Raw genomic sequence first — 23,180 nt, 5'->3', positions numbered from 1 at the left:
CGACTTCCGTACTTCACCCCAGCAAGGACACCGCATGCCTCCTGCCGTGCGCTTCGGCGTCAACTACACCCCGAGCCAGGGGTGGTTCCACCACTGGCTCGACTTCGACCTCGGCTCCGTGCGCGCCGACCTCGACTCCGTCGCCGCACTGGGCGTGGACCACGTCCGGGTCTTCCCGCTGTGGCCCTACTTCCAGCCGAACCGCTCCCTGATCCGCGAGCGCGCCGTCGAGCACCTGGTGGAGCTGGTCGACGCGGCCGGCGAACGCGGCCTCGACGTCAACGTGGACGGCCTCCAGGGGCACCTGAGCAGCTTCGACTTCCTGCCCGCCTGGACCCGCACCTGGCACCGCCGCAATCTGTTCACCGACCCCGACGTCATCGACGGGCAGGCCGCCTACCTGCGCACCCTCGCGGCCGCGCTCGCCGACCGGCCCAACTTCCTCGGCATGACCCTCGGCAACGAGGTCAACCAGTTCTCCGCCGGTCCCCACCCCGACCCCGACCGCGCCACCGGCGACCAGATAGACGCCTGGCTGGAGCGGATGCTCGCCGCCTGCGAGGAGGGCGCCCCGGGCCGCATGCACCTGCACGCCGAGTACGACGCGACCTGGTACCAGGACGACCAGCCCTTCACCCCGGCCCAGGCCGCCCGGCGGGGCGCCGTGACGGCGGTGCACTCCTGGGTCTTCAACGGCACCGCCCAGCGCCACGGCCGCACCTCCGTGCCCAGTGAGCACCACGCCGCCTACCTGATCGAGCTGAGCAAAGCGTGGGCCGGCGACCCGCACCGCCCGGTCTGGCTCCAGGAGGTCGGCGCCCCGGCCCCCCTCGTCCCCGCCGAGCACGCCGCCGCCTTCACCGAGGCGACCGTCGCGAACGCCCTGGACTGCCCCGACCTGTGGGGCGTCACCTGGTGGTGCTCCCACGACGTGTCCCGGACGCTGGCCGACTTCCCCGAACTGGAGTACGGACTCGGGCTGCTCACCAACGACCGCCGTCCGAAGGACACGGCACGGGTCCTGGCCCGCGCGGCCCGAGCGGCACGCGAGGGAACACACCTCGCGCCCGCCCCGCGCACCACCGCGCTGGCCGTCCCGGCCCACCCGTCCGCGCGCTCGGCCTGCGCCCCCGGCGGCGCCGTCTTCGACGCCTTCTTCCGGCTCGTCGCCGACGGCGCCCGTCCGACCACCGTCCTCGACACCCACGCGGCCGACGCCGGGCACCTCGCCGCGCGCGGCATCACCGAGGTCGTCACGCCCGGCCAGGTACTTCCCACCCCGCACGGACCCCACGTCCGCCAAGGAGGCACCCGCTCGTGACCCCCACCCGACGCACCGTCCTGCTCGCCGGCGCCGCCGCCGCGCTGTGGCCCGCCCTCCCCGCCGCCGGTGCCGCGGCCGCCGCCCCGAAGGCCGCCGCCGGCCTCCAGCCGTACGCCTCCTACTGGTTCCCCGACTCGACCCCCGCCGGCACCCCGGGGGACGGCATCACCTGGCGCAGCCTCCGGACGTGGCGGGCGGCCGACGACCCCGACCTCGCCTTCAACACCGCGTCCGTCCCGCTCGCCGACCGCTTCACGCCCACGCCCGCGAACACCACGGCCCGCGCCGGGCAGGCCCGCATCCAGTCCCTGGTCTCCTTCGGGCCCACCGCGGGCAACCCGTCCCAGGGCTCCGCCACCGCCGACCACTACGCCCTCACCCACTGGGCGTACGTCGACGAACTCGTCTTCTGGGGCGGCTCCTCGGGCGAGGGGCTGATCCTCGCTCCCAACGCGCCGGTCGTCGACGCGGCGCACCGGCACGGCGTACCCGTCCTCGGCAACGTCTTCCTGCCGCCCGTCGCCTACGGCGGGCAGCTGACCTGGACCCGCGACCTGGTGCGGAAGGACGCCGCCGGGCGTTTCCCGCTCGCCGCGCAACTGGTCGCGGTCGCCGACGCGTACGGCTTCGACGGCTGGTTCGTGAACGCCGAGACCGGGGGAGGGGACGCCGCGCTCGGCGCGGACATGCGGGGCTTCGTACGGGAGCTCAAGGCCCTGGCGACGGCGAAGGGCCAGCGGGTGACCTGGTACGACTCGATGACCGTGGACGGCACGGTCAGCTGGCAGGGGGCGTTGAACGACCGGAACCAGGCGTTCTTCGAGGCCGCGGACGACATGTTCGTCGACTTCCGCTGGACGGCCGGCCGCCTCGCCTCCTCCGGGGCGCGGGCCGAGGCGCTGGGCCGCAGCCGGTACGAGCTCCGGGCAGGGGTGGACGTCGAGGCGAACGGCTGGAACACGTCCGGGAACTGGGACGCGATCGTGCCGGCGGACCGGCCGCACGTCACCTCGATCGGCCTGTACCGGCCCGAGTGGACCCGCAACCACCTGCCCGAGGACCGCAGAGCACCAGGAGACTTCCACGCCGCCGACGACCGCTTCTGGACGGGGGCGTCGCTCGACCCGTCACGGCCCGACGCCACGGACCCCTGGCGGGCGCCCGCCGTGTCGGTCGCCGACCGGTCGAGCGTCACGTCGCTGCCGTTCGCGACCGTGTTCAACACCGGGCACGGGCTGCGCTGGTACGAGGAGGGAGCCGTGACCTCCCACGCGCCGTGGAACCACCTCGGACTCCAGGACCGGCTGCCCTCGCGGCGCTGGGTGGTGCGGACGGAGGGCACGCGTCCGGCGGTCGGCTTCGACTTCGCCGACGCGTGGCGGGGCGGCAGCAGCGTGCTGGTCGAGGGCGGACTCGACCGGCCGGCCCTGCTGGACCTGTACGCGACACGGCTGCCGCTGGACGGGGACACGGTCGTCGAGCTGACGCACCGCACGGACACGGGCGCCGTGGACCTCGAACTCGCCGTCGCCACCGCCGAGGCCGGTGCACCGGGCGAGGCACCGCCGTACCGCCTGATCCCCGTGACGGCCGCGCGGGCCGCGAAGCCGGTCAACGGCTGGGAGACGGTCACCGTGCCGCTCACCGGGCTGTCCGGCACGCTGCACGCGATCGGCGTGCGGCTCACGTCGTCCGACGGCCCCGTGCGCTGGCGGCTCGGCTCTCTCGCCGTCCGCGCGGCCGCACCGAAGGCGCCCGCGCCGCCCACCGCCCCGCGGATCACCGCCGCACACGGCGGCGACCTGCGGTTCGCCTGGAACCACCCCCACGGTGACGACGTACGCCACTACACCCTCCACCGCGTGCTCCCCGACGGCACCCGCCGCTTCCTCGGAGGCACCTGCCAGCGCGCCTGGTTCGCCGGCGGACTCGCCCCCGAGCGGCGCGAGCGCGCCGCACGGTTCGAAGTACGCGCCGTGGGGGAGCTGTACACCACGTCCGCCCCCGCCACCGTGACCCACCGCTGGTAGACACCCGCCCCACCGACCCCGGAGCACCCGCATGCATGACGACCGCAACCTGGTCGAAGCCCGCCTCAAGCGTGTCCTCGACGAACGCGTCCGCCCCGCCGTGTACCCAGAGTCCGTGCCCCTGGACGTAGCGGTCTGGCACGCCCCCGGCGAGCCCGTCCCGGTCGAGGAGGGACTCGCGGCCGAACCGCGGCCCATCGAGGTCGGCGCCCGCTGGGGCGCGCCCTGGGGCACCAGCTGGTTCCGGGTCACGGGCACCGTGCCGAAGGAGTGGGCCGGGAGGACCGTCGAGGCGATCCTCGACCTCGGCTTCGACGAGAACATGCCCGGCTTCCAGTGCGAGGGCCTCGTCTACCGCCCGGACGGCACCCCGGTGAAGGGCCTCAACCCGCGCAACCAGTGGGTGCGGATCGGCGCCCCCGTCGAGGGCGGCGAGGAGGTCCGCCTGCACGTCGAGGCCGCCTCCAACCCGGTCATCCTCGACTACCACCCCTTCGTGCCCACGCGGCTCGGCGACAAGGACACCGCGGGCGGCGAACCGCAGTACACCCTCGCCCGCATGGACCTCGCCGTCCTCGACGAGACGGTGTGGAACCTGGTCCTCGACCTGGAGGTGCTCGGCGAGCTGATGGCCGAGCTGCCGGTGGAGTCGCCGCGGCGCTGGGAGATCCTGCGCGCCGTCGACAAGGCGCTGGACGCCATCGACCTCCAGGACGTCAACGGCACCGCGCAGGAGGCGCGTTCCCGCCTCACCGAGGTGCTGTCCGCCCCCGCCGTGCCCTCCGCGCACCGCATCAGCGCCGTCGGTCACGCGCACATCGACTCGGCGTGGCTGTGGCCGTTGCGCGAGACCGTGCGCAAGGTCGCCCGCACCACCTCCAACATGACCGCCCTCCTGGAGGACGAGCCGGACTTCGTCTTCGCCATGTCGCAGGCCCAGCAGTGGGCGTGGGTGCGCGACCACCGGCCCGAGGTGTGGGCGCGGGTCAAGAAGGCCGTGGCGGACGGGCGGTTCGTGCCGGCCGGCGGCATGTGGGTGGAGTCGGACACCAACATGCCCGGCTCGGAGGCGATGGCCCGCCAGTTCGTGCACGGCAAGCGGTTCTTCCTCGACGAGTTCGGCGTCGAGAACGACGAGGCGTGGCTGCCCGACACCTTCGGCTTCGCGGCCGGACTCCCGCAGATCATCCAGGCGGCCGGGGCCAAGTACCTGCTGACGCAGAAGATCTCCTGGTCGCAGACGAACAGGTTCCCGCACCACACCTTCCGCTGGGAGGGCATCGACGGCACCCGGATCTTCACGCACTTCCCGCCCGTCGACACCTACAACTGCTCCATGAAGGGCAGCGAGATCGCGCACGCGGCCCGCAACTTCAAGGACAAGGGCGTCGCGCGGCACTCCCTCGCCCCCACCGGCTGGGGCGACGGCGGCGGCGGCACCACCCGCGAGATGGTCGCCAAGGCCGCCCGGCTGCGCGACCTCGAAGGCTCGGCCACCGTCGAGTGGGAGACCCCGCACGCCTTCTTCGAGAAGGCCGAGGCCGAGAATCCCGAGCCGCCCGTCTGGGTCGGCGAGCTCTACCTCGAACTGCACCGCGCCACCCTCACCAGCCAGGCCAAGACCAAGCAGGGCAACCGGCGCAGCGAACACCTCCTGCGGGAGGCCGAGCTGTGGGCGGCCACGGCCGCCGTACGCACCGGATTCCCCTACCCCTACGAGGACCTGGACCGCATCTGGAAGACGGTGCTGCTGCACCAGTTCCACGACATCCTGCCCGGCTCCTCCATCGCCTGGGTGCACCGCGAGGCACGCGCCACGTACGACCGTGTCGCCGGCGAACTGAACGGCATCATCGACGCCGCCCAGCGCGCCCTGGCCGGTGAGGGCGACACCCCGCTCGTCTTCAACTCCGCCCCGCACACCCGCGCCGGCGTCCCGGCCGGCGCCGCCGCCGCGCCCACGACCGGGGGCCGCACCGACCTCACCCCCCGCCCCGGCGGCGGCCACGTCCTCGACAACGGGCTGCTGCGCGTCGAGATCGACGAGCGAGGGCTGGTCGTCTCGGCGTACGACATCGCCGCCGACCGCGAGACGATCGCGCCGGGCGGTGCGGGCAACCTGCTCCAGCTCCACTCCGACTTCCCCAACATGTGGGACGCCTGGGACGTCGACGAGTTCTACCGCAACACGGTCACCGACCTCACCGACGCCGACGAGGTCGCCCCCGGCGACGACGGCGCGTCGGTGCGGATCGTCCGCTCCTTCGGCTCCTCCCGCGTCACCCAGGTGCTGACGCTCGCACCGGGGGAGCGGAGGCTGGACGTGGACACCGAGGTCGACTGGCACGAGACGGAGAAGTTCCTCAAGCTCGCCTTCCCCCTCGACGTGCACGCCGAACGGTACGCATCGGAGACCCAGTTCGGGCACTTCCACCGGCCCACCCACACCAACACCAGCTGGGAGGCCGCCAAGTTCGAGGCCTGCAACCACCGCTTCGTCCACCTGGAGGAGCCCGGCTGGGGCGTCGCCGTGGTCAACGACTCGACGTACGGCCACGACGTCACCCGCACCGTCCGCACCGGGGGCGACCGCGGTACGACCACCACCGTCCGCGTGTCCCTGCTGCGCGCCCCGCGCTTCCCCGACCCGGAGACCGACCAGGGTGTGCACCGCTTCCGGCACGCGCTGGTGCCCGGCGCGGGCATCGGCGACGCCGTGCGCGAGGGCTGGCGGATCAACCTGCCGGAGCGGCGGACGACCGGAGCCGGGGAGGTCGCCCCGCTCGTGACGGCCGATCAGGAGGCGGTCGTGATTACCGCCGTGAAGCTGGCCGACGACGGCAGCGGGGACGTGGTCGTCCGTTTCCACGAGGCCCACGGCGGCCGGGTCCGCGCCACGCTCACCACCGGCTTCGAGGTCACCGACGTGCAGGTGACCGACCTGCTGGAACGCCCGCTGGCGGACGCGGAGGCGCCCCGGCCGGACGGCGGCCGGATCCCCGTACGGCTGCGGCCGTTCCAGCTGATGACCCTGCGGCTGAAGCGCGCCTGACGGCACAGGCGGGCCCGGTTCACTCCGCGAGCCGGGCCCGCAGCCAGTCCTCCACCGCACCGATGTGCGCCGCCGCCGCCGCCCGGGCGGCCTCCGGATCGCGGGCGGCCAGGGCGCGGTGGATCGCGGCGTGCTCGCGGCGGGTGCGGTCGAAGGCGCCCTCGTCCTGACGGCCGCGCCTGATGCGGTCCCGGAAGGTCCGGGAGGACAGGCCCTCCAGGATGGCGGCCATGGTCTCGTTGCCGGCCGCCGCGACGACCTCCCGGTGGAAGGCCAGATCGTGGGCGAGGAGCTCCTCCGGGTCGTCGGTGGCGTCCATCGCCGTCAGATGCCGTTCGACCTCGGCCAGCCGCTCCGGCGTGATCCGGGCCGCGGCCAGCGCCGTCGCCGCCGACTCCAGGACCCGGCGAACCTCGAGCAGTTCCACGGTCCGCGTGCCGCGCGACAGCTCGGCCACCACGCCGAACGTCTCCAGCAGGTCGCCGGCCTCCAGCCGCGTCACGTAGATGCCCGAGCCGTGCCGGGCCTCCAGGACGCCCAGCACCGTCAGCGCGCGGATCGCCTCCCGCATGGAACTGCGGGAGATGCCCGACTGCGCGGCGAGCTCCCGTTCCGTCGGCAGCCGCTGCCCCGGCTCCAGCAGGCCCTCCGCGATCATCGTCTTGATCCGCTCGATGGCGCGCGCGGTCACCGTGCCCTTGCGCGGGGCCGTCTCGTCCACGCCGTTCCTCCAGTTCGCCGGGGTGCGCCGCAGTCTAATCGCCGACGTGGTCCGACCAATACGAGTCGGCACGCAGAAAATGCGGGCCGACGACTGTTCGTTCGCCCAAGTGGTCTGATAAATATGCGACACCTGGCCCGCCCAGCCCCGAGGAGCCGCGTGTCCCCGACCCCAGCCCGCATCACCGCGGTCGACACCCACGACATCCGGTTCCCCACCTCGCGGGAGCTCGACGGCTCCGACGCGATGAACCCGGACCCCGACTACTCGGCCGCCTACGTCGTGCTGCGCACGGACGCGGAAGGGGCACCGGAGGGGCACGGTTTCGCCTTCACCATCGGGCGCGGCAACGAGGTGCAGGTCGCCGCGATCCACGCGCTGCGCCACCACGTGATCGGCCGGTCGGTCGACGAGCTGTGCGCCGACCCGGGCACGCTCTACCGGGACCTGACCGGGGACAGCCAACTGCGCTGGCTGGGGCCCGAGAAGGGCGTGATGCACATGGCGATCGGCGCGGTCGTCAACGCCGTGTGGGACCTGGCCGCCAAGCGCGCCGGCCGCCCCCTGTGGCGGCTGCTCGCCGAGGCGGAACCCGAGTGGCTGGTCTCCCAGATCGACTTCCGCTACCTCACGGACGCGCTCACGCCCGACGACGCCCTGGACCTCCTGCGCCGGGGCAGGCAGGGCGCCGACGTCCGCACGGAGCGGCTGCTGGCCACCGGATACCCGGCCTACACGACCTCCCCCGGCTGGCTCGGCTACGACGACGACAAGCTCACCCGGCTCGCCGAACAGGCCGTCGCCGACGGCTTCCGGCAGATCAAGCTCAAGGTCGGCGCCGACCTCGACGACGACATCCGGCGCTGCCGTGCGGCCCGCGCCGCGATCGGCCCCGACGTCCGCCTGGCGGTCGACGCCAACCAGCGCTGGGACGTCGACGAGGCCGTGCGCTGGACGGCGGCCCTCGCCGAGTCCGGCCCCTACTGGATCGAGGAGCCGACCAGCCCCGACGACGTCCTCGGCCACGCCGCCGTCCGCCGGGCCGTGGCCCCGGTGAAGGTGGCGACCGGCGAGCACGTCCACAACCGGGTCGTCTTCAAGCAGCTCCTCCAGGCGGGCGCCGTCGACATCGTCCAGATCGACGCGGCCCGGGTCGGCGGCGTCAACGAGAACCTGGCGATCCTGCTGCTGGCCGCCAGGTTCGGGGTGCCGGTGTGCCCGCACGCGGGCGGCGTCGGCCTGTGCGAACTCGTCCAGCACCTGTCGATGTTCGACTACGTCGCCGTCACCGGTACCACCGAGGACCGCGTCATCGAGTACGTCGACCACCTGCACGAGCACTTCGTCGACCCGGTGGTGATCCGCGGGGGGCACTACACGGCACCCACGGCCCCGGGCTTCTCGGCCGCCCTGCGGCCCGAGTCGATCACCCGGTACGGCTTTCCCGACGGCACCTACTGGGCCGCCGAACACGACCACGGCAAGGAGCGGAGGGCATGAACGACTTCGCGGGCCTGAAGGCCCTGGTGACGGGCGGGGCCTCGGGCATCGGCCGGGCCACCGCGGAACTGCTCGCCCGGCGCGGTGCGGCGGTCGCCGTCCTCGACCTGGACCCGTCGTCCGTGGCCGGGCCGCTGCTGCCGTACCGCGCCGACGTCACCGACGACGGCTCGGTGCGTGCGGCGGTGGAGGCCGCCGTCGCCGACCTCGGCGGGCTGGACGTCCTGGTCAACAACGCGGGCGTCGGGGCCCAGGGCACCGTCGAGGACAACCCCGACGACGAGTGGCACCGCGTCCTCGACGTCAACGTCGTCGGGATGGTCCGCACCGCCCGTGCCTGCCTGCCGCACCTGCGTGCCTCCACGAGCGCGGCGATCGTCAACACCTGTTCCGTCGCCGCGACGGCGGGACTGCCGCAGCGGGCCCTCTACAGCGCCACCAAGGGCGCGGTGCACGCCCTCACCCTCGCCATGGCCGCCGACCACGTCCGCGAGGGCATCCGCGTCAACTGCGTCAACCCCGGCACCGCCGACACCCCGTGGATCGGCCGCCTGCTGGACGCGGCCGACGACCCGGCCGCCGAACGCGCCGCCCTGGAGGCCCGCCAGCCCGCCGGCCGCCTGGTCTCCGCCGACGAGGTAGCGGGCGCCGTCGCCTACCTCGCCAGCCCCCTGTCCGGCGCCACCACCGGCACGTCCCTCGCCGTCGACGGCGGCATGCAGGGCCTGCGGCTGCGCCCGGCGGCCCGGTGAACCGGCTCGGCCGCAGCGGTGTCGAGGTGTCCCGGCTCGGCCTCGGCACCGCCGGGATCGCCGGCCTGTACACCGAGGTCGGCGAGGAACAGGCGCACGAGGCGGTGCGGGCCGCCTGGCAGCGGGGCGTCCGCCACTTCGACACCGCCCCGCACTACGGCGTCGGGGTGTCCGAACGGCGCCTCGGAGCGGCCCTGCGCGACCGCCCGCGGACCGCGTACACGCTCTCCACCAAGGTCGGCCGCCGTCTGGAACCCGCGTCCGGCGACGGCGACGACCTCGCCCACGGCTTCGCGGTGCCCGCCACGCACCGGCGTGTGTGGGACTTCAGCGCCGACGGCGTACGCCGCTCCCTGGAGGCGAGCCTGGAACGGCTCGGCCTGGACCGGGTGGACGTCGTCTACCTCCACGACCCCGACGACCACGCCGAACAGGCCTTCCGGGAGGGTTACCCCGCCCTGGAGCGGCTCCGCTCCGAGGGCGTGGTCGGGGCGATCGGCGCGGGCATGAACCAGACCGGGATGCTCACCCGCTTCGTCCGCGACACCGACGTCGACGTGGTGCTGTGCGCCGGCCGCTACACCCTGCTCGACCAGAGCGCGCTGAGGGGACTCCTGCCCGCGGCCCGCGAGCGCGGCATCTCCGTCGTCGTCGGCGGCCCCTTCAACTCCGGCCTGCTGGCGGACCCCGGGCCGGGCGCGCCGTACGACTACACCGCCGCCCCGCCGGCGTTGCTGGAACGCGCCCTGCGCCTGACATCGCTCGCCGACCGCCACGGCACCACCCTGCGCGCCGCCGCCCTGGCCTTCTGCACGGCCCACCCGGCCGTGCCCGGCGTCCTGGTCGGGGCCAGGTCGGCGGCCGAGGTCCACGACTGCGCCGACCTTTTGGAGGAAGAGGTGCCGGCCGCCTTCTGGCAGGAACTGAAGGACACCGGCCTGCTCCCGCACGAGGCGCCGGTCCCCGGCAGGGCCTAGCTCCTCCGGGCGGCCGTCCCCACCAGCCGGGTCGGCGGCAGGAACTCCCTGACGTACGTCCGCTCCCAGCACGCGCCCGTCTCGCGCAGCTCACGCCGGCTCGTGTACCGGTAGCGGAACAGGCGGGCGCGGACGAAACGCGGCGGAGCGTCCGGCGGGAACGGTGAGCGGCGCAGCAGCCTCAGCGTCGCCCGGTCGTTCTCCAGCAGCCGTTCCACCAGGACGCCGAACCACGGTCCGGCGTACGACGGCGACAGCGCGGCGAACCACATCAGCCAGTCCAGCCGCAGATGGTACGGCGCGAACTGGCGCGGCCAGTGCCGCGGATCACCGGGCTTGCCCTTGAACTCGTACTCCCGCCAGTCCGAGTCCTGGCGGGCGACCTCGTCGGCGGTGCCCTCGATCACCACCTCGTGGCGCACCCGGCTGACGCTGCCGAAGGCGCCGTAGGTGTTGACCAGGTGAAGCGGGTCGAAGGACCGGTTCATCACCTGACGGCGGGAGATCATGTTGAGGACCGGCCGGTGGCTGAGGAAGACCAGCAGCGCCGCGACCGCGAGGACCACGACCACGTACCACAGCGGAGCGCCGGGCGCGGACGGCGGATGGGCCGGGAACCGGATCGCCGACAGGGCCAGCACGATGGTGATCCAGTTCAGCCAGGCGAAGTTGCCCGACAGCACCAGCCACAGCTGAGTGACGATCATGAGTGCCGCCGCGGCCGTCGCGACGGGCTGCGGCGTGAACAGCAGGAACGGCACCAGCAACTGCGTGACGTGGTTCGCGGCCACCTCCACGCGGTGCACCGGCCGGGGCAGGTGGTGGAAGAACCAGCTCAGCGGTCCCGGCATCGGCTGGGTCTCGTGGTGGTGGTCCAGACACGTCAGCTTCCGCCAGCACTCGTCGCCGCGCATCTTGATCAGCCCCGCCCCGAACTCGACGCGGAACAGCAGCCAGCGCAGCAGGAACAGCACGACGACCGGCGGGGCCACCTCGTCGTTGCCGAGGAAGACGGCGAGGAACCCCGTCTCGAGCAGCAGCGACTCCCAGCCGAACGAGTACCAGGTCTGCCCGACGTTGACGACCGACAGGTACAACGCCCACGGCACCAGCCACAGCAGCATGGCCCCCCACAGCGGCAGCAGCGAGTCCAGACCGGCCACCAGCGCCGCCGACACCGCGCAGCCCGCCCAGACGCAGCCCGCGAAGAAGCGGTCCGAGTAGCGCAGCTGGAACAGGCTCGGCGCCCGTCCGAACGGCACCCGCTCGACGAACCGGGGCACCGGCAGCATGCCGCGCTCGCCGATCAGCGCACGGAACTGCAGGGCCGCCGTCAGGAAGGCGACCAGGTACACGACGGCCAGGGCCCGCTGGAAGACCAGCCGGGTCAGCCAGTAGTCGGGTGCGGTGAACCACTCCACGCCTCGCGCTCCTCTCGTGCCCCGCGCTCCGGGTACCCCGGCCGCCCGGCCTTCCCTCCCGGCCGCCCGGCAGCGGATCAGGAGTCGAATAATCGGGCAAATCCTGGCAAGGTGGGGCGCATGGTTGATCGGGGAGCGAGCGCCCTGTCACTCCCGGACGACTGGCCCGCCCACCCGGACCCGATCCTGGCGCTCAACCGCATGGGGAGCTTCGACTGGGACCTGGACTCCGGGCTGTTCCACATGGACGCCCAGGCGCACGAGGTGTTCGACCTGCGCCCGGACGAGTACGACGGCCACCCCGAGTCGCTGTCGGCCCGCATCCCGGCGGCCGAGGGCCACCGCCTGGACGCCATGGTGGCCCAGGCGATGAAGGACGGCAGCGAGAACTACGGCACCTACTTCCGGATGCGCCGCCGCGACGGCACCCTGCGCTGGACCCACACCCAGGGCTACATCCGCCGCGACGGCACCGGCCGCCCCCGCCGCATCATCGGCATCGTCCGCGACGCCACCCAGGAGCTCGGCGACATCGGGGCCCGCCGTGAGCAGGCCGCCCTGGACGAGGCCCGCAGGCAGCAGACCAACGTCGTGCAGCTCGCCACGGCGGCACTCGCGCACGCGCGCACCGTGGACGACGTCATCGACGCCCTCAAGGACACCCAGGGCCTCACCCATCTGGGTGCCACCAGCGTCGTCATGGGCCTGGTGGAGGACGACCGCATCCTGCTGGTGGCCGAGGGACCGGACGGCAGCTTCGTCCACGGCACCCGCGTCACCGGCATGGACGAGGACTACCCGATGAGCGAGGCCGTCCGCACGCTCAGCCCGCGCTTCATCGAGTCACCCGGGGAGTTCGCGGAGCGCTATCCGGTCCTGTGGCCGCACCTCACCGGTCTGCACGTCACCTCGGCGGCCTATCTGCCGCTGATCGCCCAGGCCCGGCCGATCGGTGCCATCGGGCTGCTCTACAGCGACCGGTACGGCTTCTCGCCCGAGGACCGCAACGTGCTCGTCGCCCTCGGCAGCAGCATCGCGCAGAGCCTCCAGCGGGCCATGCTCTACGAGCAGGAGATGGACCTCGCGGAGAGCCTTCAGCAGGCCCTGCTGCCGCGCACCATCCCCAGCGTCCCCGGCTGCGACGTCGCCGTGCGCTACCGCGCCGCCACCATCGGCGGCGCCCTCGGCCGCGACATCGGCGGCGACTGGTACGACCTCATCCCGCTGCCCGGCGGACGCGTCGGCGCCGTCATCGGCGACGTCCAGGGCCACGACACGCACGCCGCCGCCGTCATGGGCCAGCTGCGCACCGTGCTGCGCGCCTACGCCGCCGAGGGCCACCCGCCGGCCACCGTGATGGCGCGGGCCTCCGTCTTCCTCCACGAGCTCGACACCGACCGCTTCGCGACCTGCCTGTACGCGGAGACCGACCTGACCACCGGAGTGGTCCAGGTGGTCCGCGCCGGGCACCTCGACCCGCTGCTGCGGCACCGCGACGGCAAGTGCCGCCGCGTACCCGTGGAGGGCGGCCTGCCGCTCGGCCTGTCCGCCGAGTTCGGGCGCCTCGCCTATCCGGTCGGCACCGTCGAGCTGGACCCGGGCAACACCCTGCTGCTGTGCACCGACGGCCTGGTCGAGGAGCCCGGCGCCGACCTCGACGACGGGATGCGGGCCCTCACCGAGCTGGTCGCCTCCGCCCCGCCGGACGTACAGAGCCTCGCCGACCGGCTGATCGAGGCGGCCGAGCAGCGCCGCGGCGACGACGACGTGGCTCTGCTCGTGCTGCGCCGCCGCACCCCGGACACGCCCCGCATCGGCGGCCGGGTCCGTCAGCACGTCGCGCCGGGCGACCCCGAGGCGCTCACCGAGGCCCGGCACATGATCCGCGCCGCGGTCCGCGCCTGGGGCGACGAGGACCACGCCGACTCGATCGAACTGGTCGCCGACGAGCTGATGACCAACGCCCTCATGCACACCGAGGGCTCCGCCGTCGTCACCCTGCGGTTCCTCTCCGGTACCGACCGCCGGCTGCGCGTCGAGGTCGAGGACACCTCCAGCGCCCTGCCGCGCCGCCGCGACCCCGGGGACTCCGGCGTCTCAGGCCGGGGGCTGCGCCTGGTCGACACGCTCGCGGATGCGTGGGGCGTGGAGGCGCGGGGCAGCGGCAAGTGCGTGTGGTCGGAGTTCGTGATGCCGCACGACTGATGCCGCACCGCGCTGCCGCACCGCCGCTGCCGCACCGTCCGTCCCGTGCCGTGCCGTGCCGTGCCGTGCCTGCCGCACCGTCGCTGCCGTGCTGTCCGGGGCGTGCCACGACCGCGCGCCGTCGGTGGCGGGTGGCACTCTGGACACATGCCCGAACTGCCCGAGGTCGAGGCGCTCAGGGAATTCCTGACCGAGCACCTCGACGGCCGCGAGATCGTCCGGGTGCTGCCCGTGGCGATCAGCGTCCTGAAGACGTACGACCCCGCGCCCAGCGCCCTGGAGGGCCGCCCGGTGGCCGCCGTGCACCGGTACGGCAAGTTCCTCGGCATCGAGACCGCCGGGGGCCTCCACCTGGTGACCCATCTGGCACGCGCGGGCTGGCTGCACTGGAGGGACAGCCTCCCCGACGGCCTGCCCCGGCCCGGCAAGGGGCCCCTGGCCCTGCGCGTCGCACTGGAGACCGGCGCGGGCTTCGACCTGACCGAGGCGGGCACGCAGAAGCGGCTCGCGGTGTACGTCGTGTCCGACCCGCGGCAGGTGCCCGGTGTGGCCCGGCTCGGCCCCGACCCGCTCTCCGACGACTTCGACGAGGCCCGCTTCGCCGCACTCCTCGCCGGCGAGCGGCGGCAGCTCAAGGGCGCCCTGCGCGACCAGAGCCTGATCGCGGGCGTCGGCAACGCGTACAGCGACGAGATCCTGCACGCCGCGAAGATGTCCCCCTTCAAACTGGCGGCCTCGCTCACCGACGAGGAGACCGCCCGCCTGTACACGGCGCTGCGCACCACGCTGACCGAGGCGGTGGAGCGCTCCCGGGGCCTGGCGGCGGGCCGGCTCAAGGCGGAGAAGAAGAGCGGTCTGCGTGTCCACGGCCGCACCGGCGAGCCCTGTCCGGTCTGCGGCGACACCGTCCGCGAGGTCTCCTTCAGCGACTCCTCCCTCCAGTACTGCCCGACCTGCCAGACCGGCGGCAGACCGCTCGCCGACCGGCGGCTGTCGCGGCTGCTGAAGTAGCGGGCCCGACAGCGGCGAGGGGCTGGAGGCCCTGGAGAGCTACCGGGACCTCTCCCTCGACGCGTCGAACGGCGGCGGCCGTGAGGCCGACGGCGGGCCGGGCCTCGCGGACGTGCTGGGGGAGCCCGACCGCGGCTTCCAGCTCGTGGTCGACCGCGAGAGCGTCAAGGAGGCGGTGCGCCGGCTGCCGTCGCGCGAGCGGGCCATTCTCTGCCTGCGCTTCTTCGAGGACTGGTCGCAGAGCCGGATCGCCCGGCGGACGGGCATCTCCCAGATGCACGTCTCCCGGCTGCTCGCCGGCACCTGCGCCCGGATCCGGCGCGAGACCCTCGCCGCACGGTGAGCGCTCAGCCGACGGGGAGGGTCACCAGGCGCTCCCCGTCCACGGTCCGCACCTCGTAGCGGGCGGTCTGGCCGGGGCGCAGCGCCGCACCCCCGCGCAGGGTGTTCGGCCGCGCGTCGTGATCGGGGACGCTCCAGGTGGTCACCGTCTCCTCGGTGCCGTCGCGGCCGACGGCGACGAGCCGGCAGGAGCGCGGTCCCGCCCCGTCCTTCACCTCGACCTCCACGTCGCTGCCCCAGGCCTCGTCCTCGGCCGTGACCCGTGCCCACACCCCCGTCCGTGCGTCCGTCCCGGTGACGTGGACACCCGGCGCGCCCTGCTGCGCGTGGAGCGCGAGGGCGGGCCCGGCCACGGCGCACACCACGGCGGCGGCGACGGCGTACAGCAGCCGCCGGCGGCCGGACCGGGCGCGCGCCGCCACCTCCGACAGCAAACGGTCCAGCAACTTCGGCCCCGGCCGGCTCAGGGGGTGGACGAGGCGTGGCGTCGCCCGCCGGTAGAGCATCAACTGGCGGGCGGTGGGGCCGAACTCGGTCACCTGCGTCGCGCACCGGGGGCATTCCATGAGGTGGTCCTCGAAGCGGAACGCGTCCGCCTCGTCCAGCACGCCGAGCGCGTAGGCGCCGACGTCGCCATGCCTTTCCAGGGACCTCATGCCGAATCCTCGTGCCGTTGGGTGCGGGTGGCGTCACTCCTTGCTCCCACCGGTACGCACCGGGCAGCCGAATCACTCAAGCCACACACGGAATCCCCACCGACGGGTTCGGAGCGGCCGGACCCGTGGATTGGTCCGTGCGCGAAGATTCTCCGGCCCGCGGCGGCGGCCCCGGCAGGGCCGAGGCGGCGTGCGGAACGGCCGAGGCGGTGTCTAGAAGAGGTGGATGGCGAGGTGGCCGAGCGGCAGGCCCAGTTGCCAGGCCGGGGTCCACACCTTCGGTCCCTCGTCCTCCCCGGCGCCCGGGGCACCGCCGGGCACCGCGTTCAGGTCCGGGGCGAGCAGTTCGGTCTCCTGGAGCCAGCGCCAGGCCGCCCGGGCCAGCTCCAGGTCCGGCGAGTGCCGGCCGGCGGCGACGGTGTCGGCCGTGACCTCGGCCAGCCGCTCGTGCACCCACTCGTGCCAGGGCTGGTCGTAGGCCGTGAGGGACAGCCAGGTCTCCAGCCGGGTGACGACCCGGATGCCGCTCAGCTCGTTCTCGGTGTCGGACAGGAAGACGGTCAGCGCCAGCGCGTCGCGTCCGGCGCGGAACTCGAAGGACGTCGGCGGCATCAGGTCGCCGGTCCGCAGCAGCTCGTCGGCGATGTACTCGGCGTACAACCACGCCATCGGGACGGTCAGTTCGCCGCCGCCCGCGCCGTCCGTGCTCTCGTGACCTCTGTGCAGCATCCCTTCCTGCCTTCCTCCGGTGCGTGCGCGTCGCCCGACCCGGGTCATGGGCCCCCGTCCGGAACACGGATGAGGACAGCCGATTACTCAACCGGGGTCCACGGCAAGGCGCTTTGCGGAGGCTTGACCATAGGGCCGGTTTCACCGCAGGTCGGCGGTGTATCCCGGGAGCACCCTGCGCAGGGCGCGCAGCGCGTAGTACGCGCGGGACTTCACGGTACCGGGCGGGATGCCGAGGGCCGTCGCGGCTTCCGCCACACTCGCCCCCTGGAAGTACACCAGCACCAGGACTTCACGGTGCTGCGGAGTGAGTGTCTTCACAGCCTCCCGCACATCGAGGGCTGCGGCGGCCCGCTCGGCGTGGTCGGCGCAGGCCGGCGCGTTCTCCAGCACCGCGTCGCCGACCTCGGCCGGCCGTGCCTGCCGGGCCCGGCGTGCGTCTATCGCCAGGCGCCGGGCCACGGTGAGCAGCCAGGGCCGTACCGAGTCGAAGGAGTCGGCGCGCAGCGCCTCGGGATGCTGCCAGGCGCGCACCAGCGTCTCCTGCACGAGGTCCTCGGCGCGCTGGCGGTCGCCGTCGCTGAGCCGCAGCAGCAGCGCGAAGAGCGGCCGGCCGTGCTCGCGCTGGAGGGCGGCGAGCTCGTGCTCGGCGGTCGTCGCGTGGGGGAGGGTGATTCCGGCCGTCATGGCCGTATGGCACCGCAGGGCCCCGTGCGGGGACAGGGCGCGCGCACGGGTCTGCGACGGACGGTCGATCGCGTCGGTGAACGGTCCGACGAACGGTCGGCGCACCCCTCTTTCGCGCACGCCGGACGGGCTAATGGGCGTGTCGGAGCCCTCTGCGACGGCGTCCGTCTCTTTACCTGTTTGTGTGTAAATGTGATTTTTCTTCGTGCAGCGACCACAGCGGAGTGAACGGATGATCACACGCAGTCGGCAGGTGGCCCTGGCCCTGACCGTCCTCCTCACCGCGGGCGCGGCCTGCCAGGCCCGCGACCACGAGCCGCCGGCGCGACCGGCCCCCGCCCCGTCCGCCGCCCCCGGTTCCTTCACGCTCGTGGCCTCCGGCGACGTCCTGCCGCACGACTCGATCATCGAGCGGGCGCGCTTCGACGCGGGCGGCAGCGGCTACGACTTCCGCCCCATGTTCGCCGGCGCCAAGCCCGTCGTCGCGCGCGCCGATCTGGCCCTGTGCCACATGGAGACCGTCTACGGCGCGAACGGCGACTACAGCGGCTACCCCCTGTTCAAGTCCCCGCCCGAAGTGGCGGCGGCCCTGGCCGCCACCGGCTACGACGGCTGCTCCACCGCCTCCAACCACACCTTCGACGACGGTGCGGACGGCATCCGCCACACCCTCGACGCCCTCGACCGCGCCGGCGTGCGGCACGCCGGGTCCGCCCGCTCCGAGGACGAGGCGCGCACCACGACGATCCTGCGCGCGGGCGCGGCCCAGGTCGCCCATCTCGCCTACACCTTCGACACCAACGGCCGCCCGGCGCCGCAGGGACAGCCGTGGGCGGTCCAGCTGATCGACGAGGACCGCATCCTCACGGACGCGCGTGCCGCCCGGGAGGCGGGCGCCGACGTCGTCGTCGTGTCGCTGCACTGGGGCACCGAGTGGCAGGACGAGCCCGACGACGAGCAGCTGGCCCTCGCCGACAGCCTGACCGCCGCCCGCAGCGGCGGCCGCCCCGCCGTCGACCTGATCCTCGGCACCCACGCCCACGTCCCGCAGGCGTACGAGAAGGTCAACGGCACCTGGGTGGTTTACGGGATGGGCGACCAGATCGCCGGCGAGATGATCAACGACGACGGCGAGCGCGATCCGCGCGGAAACCAGTCGAGCATCGCCCGCTTCACCTTCGCCCCGCCCGCCCGCCCCGGCGAACGCTGGCGGGTGACGAAGGCCGAGTTCGTCCCACAGCTCTTCGACGTCGACGCCGGCCGGGTGGTGAACCTCGACCAGGCGCTGGAGAAGGGCGCCGAGGTGCGTGCCGTGCGCGACCGCATCCGGGACGTGGTGCTCAGCCGGGGCGCCGCCGAGGACGGTCTGGTGATGGGGGAGTAGCCGGCCCGCGCCGGTCGCCTCCGCGGGGTCAGTCGACGTCGACGTGGTCGAGGGCGTGCAGCATCTCGCCGAGTACGCGCAGGCAGGCCGTCACGTCGGCCGCCGTGAGCGCGCCGCCGACCGCGCGGAGCACGGCGTGCTCGCGGTCGAGGACCCCGGTGATCGCGCTCCGGCCGGCGCCGGTGAGCCGGATCAGCGACGACCGCCGGTGGGCGGGGTTCGGGATGCTCTCCACCAGGCCGCGGGCCGCCGCGTCGTTCACCATGCGCTGCACGAACTGACGGCTGATCGCCTGTGCCCGGCCCATCTGCGGCACGGTCATCGGACCGCCCCGGTGCAGCAGGGTCAGCACGGCACGGACGCCGACGGACACGCCCTCGTCGGCCAGGCCCTGCTCGACGCTGCGCTGGGTGCGCCGGTAGAGGGGGCCGACGAGGTCGTAGACCTCGGTCAGGCGGTGGGCCAGTTCGTCCGGAGGGAGGGGGGCTGCCGTGTCGTCGGTGTCGTCCATCCCGCCATCATGACACCTGAGTTGCCAAATCCCGGCCGGAATGACACCTTGGTTGTCATGACTGCTGCCTCGGATCTGCGCTTCTTCCCCTCCGCCGACGGCGATCTCGCCTACCGCGACACCGGCGCGGGCGACCCCGTCGTGCTGCTGCACTCCGGATTCACCGACCACCGGGTCTTCGACGCCCAGATACCGGCCCTGGCCGCCACCCACCGGGTGATCGCACCCGACGTCCGCGGCCACGGCGCTTCGGCCAACGCCGGCGAGCCGTTCCGCTGGGCCGACGACCTCGCCGCGCTGCTGCGCCACCTCGGCACGGGCCCCGCGGTGCTCGTCGGCGTCTCGATGGGCGGGGCCATCGCCACCGACACCGTGCTGGAGTACCCGGAGCTGGTCCGCGCGGTCGTCGCGTGCGGAGCAGCCACCAGTGAGTTCGCGTACACCGACCCCTGGGTCCGCGAAGTGCAGGCCGAGCAGGGCAGGGCCCTGGCCGCCGGTGACGTCGAGGGCTGGCTCACGGCCTTCCTGCGCTTCGTGCCCGGCGAGCACCGCGCCGTCGAGGACGTCGACCCGGACGTCCTGCGCCGGATCCGGGAGATGGCCCTCGGCACCCTCTCCAAGCACACGCCCGACGAGGAGAACCGGCACGTGCCCCTGACCGGCACCTGGGCCCGCGTGCCGAAGATCGACGTCCCGGTCCTCACCGTCAACGGCGCCCTCGACGCCCCGGACCTGATCGCGGAGGCGGAACGGTTCGCCCGTACGGTGCGGGACGGCCGCTCCGTGCTGGTCGAGGGCACCGCGCACTACCCGAACATGGAGCGGCCCGAGGAGTTCAACCGCGTCGTGCTCGACTTCCTGCGCGGCCTCTAACGGCCCGCCAGCTCCGACTTCCTGTAGGAGTAGCCGAAGTAGATCACCAGGCCGATCACGAACCAGACGGCGAAGCGCACCCAGGTCTGCCACTGCAGGAACGTGATCAGCCAGATCGAGAAGACGATGCCCAGCGCCGGCACGAACGGCATCCACGGCGTACGGAAGGTGCGCGGCAGGTCCGGCTGCCGGTAACGCAGCACGATCACCGCCGCGCACACGACCACGAACGCCAGCAGAATGCCGATGTTGGTCAGCTCGGCCGCCTCGCCGATCGGCAGGAACCCGGCGATCACGGCCGACGCGACCCCGACGATCCAGGTGACCCGGGTCGGCACGTGCCGCGTCGGGTGGGTCTTGGCGAACCACTTGGGCAGCAGGCCGTCCCGGCTCATGCTGAACCACACGCGGGTGACACCCAGCATGAACGTGAACATCACGGTGAGGATGCCGATGATCGCGCCCACCGCGATGACGTCGGCCAGGGAACTGAGCCCCACCGACTTGAACGCCGTGGAGAAGCCGCTCTCCGGGTCGATGTCCTTGTAGTTCTGCATGCCGGTCAGCACCAGACAGGCCGCCACGTACAGCACCATCGAAATGATCAGCGAATAGATGATCGCCTTCGGCATGTGCCGCTGAGCGTCCTTGGACTCCTCGGCCGCCGTCGACATGGCGTCGTACCCGAAGACCGCGAAGAACACCGTCGCCGCGCCCGTGAAGGCCCCGCTGACGCCGAACGGGAAGAACGGCTGGTAGTTCGAGGTGCTGATGTGGAAGACGCCGACGCCGATCACCAGCAGGACCACCAGCACCTTCAGCACGACCACGACCATCTCGAAACGCGCCGCGTTCTTGATGCCGAGCGTCAGCAGGTAGGCGATCAGCAGGCACAGCACCGCCGCGAACAGGTCGACCTTGTGCCCGTCGCCGGTACCGGGCGCCCCCAGCATCCAGTCCGGCAGTTCGGCCCCCGTCTCGCCGAGCAGGAAGCTGAAGTAGCCGGAGATGCCGATCGCGACGACCGCCACGATCGCCGTGTACTCCAGCAGCAGGTCCCAGCCGATGAACCAGCCGACCAGCTCACCGAGGACCGCGTAGCCGTAGGTGTAGGCCGAGCCCGCCTTCGGGATCAGCCCGGCGAACTCCGCGTACGACAGCGCGGCCGCGGCGCTCGCGACGCCCGCGATGAGGAAGGAGATCAGGACCGCCGGTCCCGCGGTGCCGTTGGCCACGGTGCCCGCCAGCGTGAAGATGCCGGCACCGATGATGCCGCCCACGCCGATGGCCGTCAGCTGCCACAACCCCAGCGACCGCACCAGGCCGGCACCCTGACCGGCCTCCGTGTCCTCGATGTGCTCGATGGGTTTGCGGCGGAGAACGCCCTCACCCATGCGGATCCGGGCCATGCGCCTCACCTCTTCGTGATCGGCAAACGGCTGACGGTGGATCATGATGACGCACTCCCGCCCCCGACGGAAGGCACGACGCACGGGCCGCGCCGACCGGTGTCACGGCACCACGGTCACCGGCCAGCGCCCCGCCTTCACCAGCCGCACCGCCACCGAGCCGACTATCCGGTGCCCGGCCTGCTCGGAGGCACCCACGACCACGGCGTCCGCCCGCAGCTCGTCGGCCGCCTTCACCAGGCCGTTGTAGGGATCGCCGCGGAAGGTGTGGAACTCCCATCGCACGTCAAATACACCCTTGGACCTCTCCGTCGCCGCCCGGATCTGGGCCACCAGGTCCTCGGCGATCTCGTCGGTCGTGTCCGCCACCGGTGCGCCCAGCGCCGCCCCCGCCGCCATGACCGGCTGCACGTACACCACGGCGAGCAGCGCGCGCTGCCGTCGGGCCAGACCGCCGGCGTAGGCCGCCGCGCGGAGCGAGGAGTCGGAGCCGTCCACCCCGACCACGATGACCTTCGGTCCGTCCGTGCCCCGCTCGAACTGATGGGAGTGCTGTTGCGTCACGCGGCGAGGTTATCGGAACCCCCGGATCCGTCCCGCCCCGGCCGTGCGCCCCGCTCCCCGGGGCGAGCACCGGCGGACGCCCACTGGGCCGGCCGGGTGAATCCCTGCCGCCGCACCGGTGTCGTTCAGGGGCGTCGGCCCCTGCCCGGGCGAGTGATGAGTCATGAAGAAGGATCAGTTGCTCACGCGGCGCCGCGCCCTGCTCGCCGGTGCCGCGGCGGCCGGAGCGGCAGGCACCGCCGGCGTGCTCGCGCTGGGCCGGGACCACGGGCCTGCCCGGCCGGCCGTCCCCGCCGCGGGCCCCCAGGTGCGGCTTCCGCTCAAGCCCTCCGCCTACCGCCTCCAGCCCTTGACCGGATACGGCACGTCCGGGGCCGGCCCCCACCGGCCCGCGGTGCGGAGCGAGCCGATCCTGCGCATGTCCGGCCGGGGCCGCACCATGATGCTCACCTTCGACGACGGACCCGACCCCCACTACACACCCAGCATCCTGGACACGCTGGCCGAGTACGACGTGCGCGCGACGTTCTTCGTGTGCGGGGAGATGGCCGACCACAACAGGGACCTGCTGTCCCGGATGGCCGACGAGGGCCACATCGTCGGCAACCACACCTGGTCCCACCCGCTGCTGACCAAGTTCACCCGGCGCCGCATCCGCACCGAGATGGAACGCACCTGCGAGGTCGTCGAGAAGGCCTACGGCGAGCCGCCGCGCTGGTTCCGGGCGCCGTACGGGGCGTGGAACCGTGCCGCTTTCCAGCTCGGCGCCGAACTCGGCATGGAACCCCTCGCCTGGACCGTCGACTCCCTCGACTGGACCACCCCCGGCACCGCCACCATCATCGACCGGGTCGAGGACGGCGCCGCCCCCGGCGTCGTGGTGCTCTCGCACGACGCCGGGGGCAACCGTTCGCAGACCGTACGCGCCCTGCGCTCCTACCTGCCGCAGCTGCTGGACTCCGGCTATCACCTCACCGTCCCCCGGCGGCAGCACGTGTGACGCGCGCCGCGCCGCGCCCGCCCGGTCCGGTC

General features: G+C 73.2%; 20 protein-coding genes. 12 read left to right on the top strand and 8 right to left on the bottom strand.

Features of this window, described 5'->3' with window-relative positions; translation table 11 throughout:
* Positions 1 to 34: 34 nt before the first annotated feature.
* From ACGF3H_RS07815 to ACGF3H_RS07805, 3 genes are read left to right on the top strand one after another with little or no spacing between them, the layout of a single operon-like run.
* Positions 35 to 1,321 (top strand): glycosyl hydrolase, encoded by a 1,287-nt coding sequence (locus ACGF3H_RS07815; protein WP_362496754.1) that lies wholly within the window; start codon positions 35 to 37, stop codon positions 1,319 to 1,321.
* The gene (locus ACGF3H_RS07810; protein WP_362496756.1) at positions 1,318 to 3,354 is read left to right on the top strand and encodes an endo-beta-N-acetylglucosaminidase; all 2,037 of its coding nucleotides are present in this window, start codon (positions 1,318 to 1,320) and stop codon (positions 3,352 to 3,354) included. Before ACGF3H_RS07815 ends, ACGF3H_RS07810 begins: the two co-directional genes overlap by 4 nt.
* A 31-nt stretch (positions 3,355 to 3,385) precedes the next feature.
* The gene (locus ACGF3H_RS07805; protein ID WP_362496759.1) at positions 3,386 to 6,406 is read left to right on the top strand and encodes a glycoside hydrolase family 38 C-terminal domain-containing protein; all 3,021 of its coding nucleotides are present in this window, start codon (positions 3,386 to 3,388) and stop codon (positions 6,404 to 6,406) included.
* A gap of 19 nt (positions 6,407 to 6,425) precedes the next feature.
* On the opposite strand, the gene ACGF3H_RS07800 is transcribed toward ACGF3H_RS07805, so the two are convergent.
* Positions 6,426 to 7,127 (bottom strand): FCD domain-containing protein, encoded by a 702-nt coding sequence (locus ACGF3H_RS07800; protein ID WP_362496761.1) that lies wholly within the window; start codon positions 7,125 to 7,127, stop codon positions 6,426 to 6,428.
* Between the two features lie 159 nt (positions 7,128 to 7,286).
* Between ACGF3H_RS07800 and ACGF3H_RS07795 the strand changes: the two genes are divergently transcribed.
* Genes ACGF3H_RS07795 through ACGF3H_RS07785 form a run of 3 tightly spaced genes read left to right on the top strand, consistent with a single transcriptional unit; the run spans position 7,287 to position 10,356 of the window.
* On the top strand, positions 7,287 to 8,627 hold the full coding sequence (locus ACGF3H_RS07795; protein WP_362496764.1) for an enolase C-terminal domain-like protein: 1,341 nt from the start codon (positions 7,287 to 7,289) through the stop codon (positions 8,625 to 8,627).
* Positions 8,624 to 9,379 (top strand): SDR family oxidoreductase, encoded by a 756-nt coding sequence (locus tag ACGF3H_RS07790; protein ID WP_362496766.1) that lies wholly within the window; start codon positions 8,624 to 8,626, stop codon positions 9,377 to 9,379. The genes ACGF3H_RS07795 and ACGF3H_RS07790 overlap by 4 nt, the downstream gene beginning before the upstream one ends.
* Positions 9,376 to 10,356: an aldo/keto reductase gene (locus ACGF3H_RS07785; RefSeq protein WP_362496769.1), complete on the top strand. Its 981-nt coding sequence runs from the start codon at positions 9,376 to 9,378 to the stop codon at positions 10,354 to 10,356. The genes ACGF3H_RS07790 and ACGF3H_RS07785 overlap by 4 nt, the downstream gene beginning before the upstream one ends.
* Here ACGF3H_RS07785 and ACGF3H_RS07780 read toward each other — a convergent pair.
* Positions 10,353 to 11,777 carry a lipase maturation factor family protein gene (locus tag ACGF3H_RS07780; RefSeq protein WP_362496771.1) on the bottom strand — a complete coding sequence of 475 codons (1,425 nt, stop codon included), beginning with the start codon at positions 11,775 to 11,777 and terminating at the stop codon, positions 10,353 to 10,355. The genes ACGF3H_RS07785 and ACGF3H_RS07780 overlap by 4 nt on opposite strands.
* A gap of 120 nt (positions 11,778 to 11,897) precedes the next feature.
* On the opposite strand from ACGF3H_RS07780, the gene ACGF3H_RS07775 reads away from it, so the two are divergent.
* The 3 genes from ACGF3H_RS07775 (at position 11,898) to ACGF3H_RS07765 (ending at position 15,336) form a co-directional block, all read left to right on the top strand.
* The gene (locus ACGF3H_RS07775; protein ID WP_362496774.1) at positions 11,898 to 13,982 is read left to right on the top strand and encodes a SpoIIE family protein phosphatase; all 2,085 of its coding nucleotides are present in this window, start codon (positions 11,898 to 11,900) and stop codon (positions 13,980 to 13,982) included.
* Positions 13,983 to 14,129: 147 nt separating this feature from the next.
* Positions 14,130 to 14,993 carry a DNA-formamidopyrimidine glycosylase family protein gene (locus tag ACGF3H_RS07770; protein WP_362496777.1) on the top strand — a complete coding sequence of 288 codons (864 nt, stop codon included), beginning with the start codon at positions 14,130 to 14,132 and terminating at the stop codon, positions 14,991 to 14,993.
* Positions 14,994 to 15,105: 112 nt separating this feature from the next.
* On the top strand, positions 15,106 to 15,336 hold the full coding sequence (locus tag ACGF3H_RS07765; RefSeq protein WP_362496779.1) for a sigma-70 family RNA polymerase sigma factor: 231 nt from the start codon (positions 15,106 to 15,108) through the stop codon (positions 15,334 to 15,336).
* A gap of 4 nt (positions 15,337 to 15,340) precedes the next feature.
* On the opposite strand, the gene ACGF3H_RS07760 is transcribed toward ACGF3H_RS07765, so the two are convergent.
* The 3 genes from ACGF3H_RS07760 to ACGF3H_RS07750 form a co-directional block, all read right to left on the bottom strand.
* Positions 15,341 to 15,991 (bottom strand): zf-HC2 domain-containing protein, encoded by a 651-nt coding sequence (locus ACGF3H_RS07760; RefSeq protein ID WP_362496781.1) that lies wholly within the window; start codon positions 15,989 to 15,991, stop codon positions 15,341 to 15,343.
* A gap of 213 nt (positions 15,992 to 16,204) precedes the next feature.
* On the bottom strand, positions 16,205 to 16,720 hold the full coding sequence (locus ACGF3H_RS07755) for a hypothetical protein (protein ID WP_362496783.1): 516 nt from the start codon (positions 16,718 to 16,720) through the stop codon (positions 16,205 to 16,207).
* 141 nt (positions 16,721 to 16,861) lie between these two features.
* Positions 16,862 to 17,407 carry a sigma-70 family RNA polymerase sigma factor gene (locus tag ACGF3H_RS07750; protein WP_362496784.1) on the bottom strand — a complete coding sequence of 182 codons (546 nt, stop codon included), beginning with the start codon at positions 17,405 to 17,407 and terminating at the stop codon, positions 16,862 to 16,864.
* A gap of 232 nt (positions 17,408 to 17,639) precedes the next feature.
* Between ACGF3H_RS07750 and ACGF3H_RS07745 the strand changes: the two genes are divergently transcribed.
* The gene (locus tag ACGF3H_RS07745; RefSeq protein WP_362496786.1) at positions 17,640 to 18,791 is read left to right on the top strand and encodes a CapA family protein; all 1,152 of its coding nucleotides are present in this window, start codon (positions 17,640 to 17,642) and stop codon (positions 18,789 to 18,791) included.
* A gap of 28 nt (positions 18,792 to 18,819) precedes the next feature.
* Here the strand turns inward: ACGF3H_RS07745 and ACGF3H_RS07740 are convergent, their stop codons facing one another.
* Positions 18,820 to 19,302 (bottom strand): MarR family transcriptional regulator, encoded by a 483-nt coding sequence (locus tag ACGF3H_RS07740; protein ID WP_362496789.1) that lies wholly within the window; start codon positions 19,300 to 19,302, stop codon positions 18,820 to 18,822.
* A 57-nt stretch (positions 19,303 to 19,359) separates the two neighbouring features.
* Between ACGF3H_RS07740 and ACGF3H_RS07735 the strand changes: the two genes are divergently transcribed.
* Complete coding sequence (locus ACGF3H_RS07735) at positions 19,360 to 20,175, top strand: alpha/beta hydrolase (protein ID WP_362496792.1); 816 nt, start codon at positions 19,360 to 19,362, stop codon at positions 20,173 to 20,175.
* Here the strand turns inward: ACGF3H_RS07735 and ACGF3H_RS07730 are convergent.
* Positions 20,172 to 21,584, bottom strand: coding sequence for an amino acid permease (locus ACGF3H_RS07730; RefSeq protein ID WP_362496795.1), 1,413 nt, complete (start codon positions 21,582 to 21,584; stop codon positions 20,172 to 20,174). The two genes, ACGF3H_RS07735 and ACGF3H_RS07730, sit on opposite strands and share 4 nt — an antisense overlap.
* A gap of 102 nt (positions 21,585 to 21,686) precedes the next feature.
* The gene (locus ACGF3H_RS07725; RefSeq protein WP_362496797.1) at positions 21,687 to 22,148 is read right to left on the bottom strand and encodes a universal stress protein; all 462 of its coding nucleotides are present in this window, start codon (positions 22,146 to 22,148) and stop codon (positions 21,687 to 21,689) included.
* Positions 22,149 to 22,311: 163 nt separating this feature from the next.
* On the opposite strand from ACGF3H_RS07725, the gene ACGF3H_RS07720 reads away from it, so the two are divergent.
* Positions 22,312 to 23,148 (top strand): polysaccharide deacetylase family protein, encoded by an 837-nt coding sequence (locus tag ACGF3H_RS07720; RefSeq protein ID WP_362496799.1) that lies wholly within the window; start codon positions 22,312 to 22,314, stop codon positions 23,146 to 23,148.
* Positions 23,149 to 23,180: the final 32 nt, after the last annotated feature.

The organism is Streptomyces sp. NPDC048185, assembly GCF_043202495.1.
GTDB lineage: Bacteria > Actinomycetota > Actinomycetes > Streptomycetales > Streptomycetaceae > Streptomyces.
This window is presented reverse-complemented; position numbering and strand designations above follow the sequence as displayed.